The sequence below is a fragment of the Okeania sp. SIO2B9 genome (assembly GCF_010672505.1).
In the GTDB taxonomy this organism is placed as follows: Bacteria; Cyanobacteriota; Cyanobacteriia; order Cyanobacteriales; family Microcoleaceae; genus Okeania; species Okeania hirsuta.
Map to the genome: position 1 here is coordinate 1 of NZ_JAAHGK010001020.1, position 2,835 is coordinate 2,835.

2 protein-coding genes are annotated in these 2,835 nt (G+C 31.1%); both read left to right on the plus strand.

Annotated elements, in window-relative coordinates; translation table 11 throughout:
- Positions 1-357, plus strand: a 357-nt coding sequence (locus tag F6K13_RS26740) for a hypothetical protein (protein ID WP_287288954.1), incomplete at its 5' end; no start/stop codon positions are given.
- Between the two features lie 501 nt (positions 358-858).
- Positions 859-2,835 (plus strand): glycosyltransferase (locus F6K13_RS26745; RefSeq protein WP_287288956.1); only part of this gene is annotated, 1,977 nt, incomplete at its 3' end.

Below are 2,835 nucleotides of genomic sequence, written 5' to 3' on the forward strand. Positions count from 1 at the left end.
TGGTTTTCTGAAGTGACAAGCAAACGGACGCGTCAATCGACAGTTAGACACGAAAATAAAGAAATAGGTTTTGGTAAATATCTCAAGGGTGGTAATGGAAAAGTCAACTTTGAAGGACATGATATTGGAGGATGGTCTTGGATTGTTATACATGGTTCTTACTCTAATTCTGGGGTAGAACAGAAACATTTCCAAAAAGCATTAGAAGCAATCAATTTAGTGATTAGGTATTCTCCTGGTAACTATGAAACAATTATTCAATGGATTTTGGTAGGTTTTAACAGTTTTGTAGTGCTTCAGCAAGAATTATTTAGGGAAATTAGGCAAGAATGCTTGGAATTAAATGATGAGTTATAAAATTTGGGGATAATAATTAGTAATTGGGTTGTCTATTAAAAATCAACTAAATAGACAACCCAATTCTGTATTGAATGAATTACTATCTAGTTTTATTAGAATAATTATAGCAATCAGGAATCAGACGTGAGAATTGAGGTGTTCTTTAAAAGTAGAGAATATAGCAGTTATCATATTCATATTTATTCATTTTTTTGTTTTTCTCTGTTCCCTGTTCCCAGTTAAGTGTTCCCTAAAAGTATCCAATATCTCACAACTTAAATCATATTGTTATAGTTGGTTGTCATTTCATGTAAATTTGGCTTAATTTTGAGCCTAGAGGAAATTGAGTTAGGAAGAATATTGTCTGCCCTAAGTTTAGGGTGAATATGAAGTTTTTTAATGGCTTACAAAGTCACCAATTCTCAGGAAAATCTCAGGATAAATTATCATTAAACTAAGTTTAAGAAGATAATATTCTTTATATTATCTTGATTAAGTTTAAGTTAAAATAGGTGATTTATGGTGACAACTTTAAATATTGCCAAGAAATTTATAGGGAATCGTATAAATAGTCTGATTTTTGTTAAATTACGTTTGGCAACACTCTTGGTAATAGGAGTAATAACACTATTAACAACTATTATAGTGGCTTGGTTTGCTGGAATTGCTCAAATAGACACATTTTTTACTCAAATTCATTATTTTCAAGAAAATCCGCCCATGTGGGTACAAGTACCAACAGATAATAGTAAATATTTAGTTTTGCCGACAATTTTACTATTTTTAATTGCTCAAGGAATTATGAAAATTTCCCCTACTCCGAAAAATTGGTCGCGAGTTTTGGTAGTGGGAATTTTATTGGGTTTAACTATTCGTTATTTATCCTGGCGATCGCTCTCTACTTTAAATCTAAATAACCCTATAAACGGTATATTTAGTCTGGGTTTATTAGGTCTAGAAATTGTGACAATAAGTAGTGGTGTTCTAGGTTGGTTGTTGATGTTCAATGTTAAAAATCGTAAAAAGGAAGCAGATTATTTTTCTCAGACAATTTTAGACAAAACTTTTGAACCATCTGTGGATATTTTGATTCCCACTTATGATGAAGCAGAGTTTATTTTAGAGCGTACTGTTATTGGATGCCAAGCTTTAGAATATGAGAATAAAAAAGTTTATTTACTGGATGATACTAATAGACCGGAAGTGAAACATTTAGCAGAAAAATTAGGTTGTGAATATATAACTAGATATGATAATCCTGATGCAAAAGCTGGAAATCTCAACCACGCTATTACCAAAACAAATGGTGAAATTATTGTTATTTTTGATGCTGACTTTATTCCTACAAAAAACTTTCTAACTCGGACTTTAGGATTTTTCCAAAATGAACAACTTGCCTTATTACAAACTCCTCAAACTTTTTATAATATTGACCCTATTGCTAGAAATTTAGGTTTAGAAAATATCTTAACTCCAGAAGAAGAAATATTTTACCGACAAATTCAACCAATGAAAGATGGTGCAAATGGAGTTTTGTGTGCAGGAACTTCTTTTTTAGTCAGACGTAAAGCTTTAGAGTCGGTAGGAGGGTTTGTAACAGAATCAATTTGTGAAGATTGTTTTACAGGAGTTATTTTATTAGCTAAAGGTTATCAGTCAGTTTATTTAGAGGAAAAATTAAGTGCTGGTTTAGCTGCGGAAAATATTTCCTCTTATGCTACTCAAAGATTAAGATGGGCAAGGGGAACTTTACAAGGATTTTTTATTAGTTCTAATCCTTTGACAATTCCTGGATTAAGTATTGGTCAAAGATTGTCGTTTTTAGAAACATTTTTTAGTTGGTTTACTAGCATTAGTTATGTTGGTTTTCTGTTTATGCCAATAGCTTATGTTGTTTTTGATGTGATTCCAATTAAAGCTTCTGCTGCTGAATACTTATATTTCTTTTTGCCTTATTATTTGGCAAGTTTCACTGTATTTTCTTGGCTAAATTATCGTTCCCAGTCATTACTTTTGTCTGGTTTGAATCATACTATTTTGGCTTTTCCTAAAGCAATAACAATAATTAAAACTTTTCTAAATCCATTCTCAAAAAGATTTAAAGTTACACCAAAAGGAATTAAAAGCGATCACTACTATTTTAATATAAGTTTGTCTTTGCCTTTGGTAATATTTTTAGTGCTAAATAGTGTAAGTTTAGGATTTAATGTATATGGCAATTATATAAATCCAAGTTGGGAGGTGGGTGAACAGATAGAAAGTTTTAATTTGGGATTATTTTGGAGTGTTTATAATATATTGATGATTTGGGTAGCATTATTAGCATTAATAGATGTACCAAAGCAAGATATATATGAATGGTTTAATCTGCGAAGGGTAGTGAAGTTAAAAATTGGTAACCAAATACTTTGGGGTACTACTAGACAGATATCAGAGGTGGGTGCTGAGATAGAGATTAATCAGAAAATTTCTGATGGTTTATTGGTAGAAGATTTG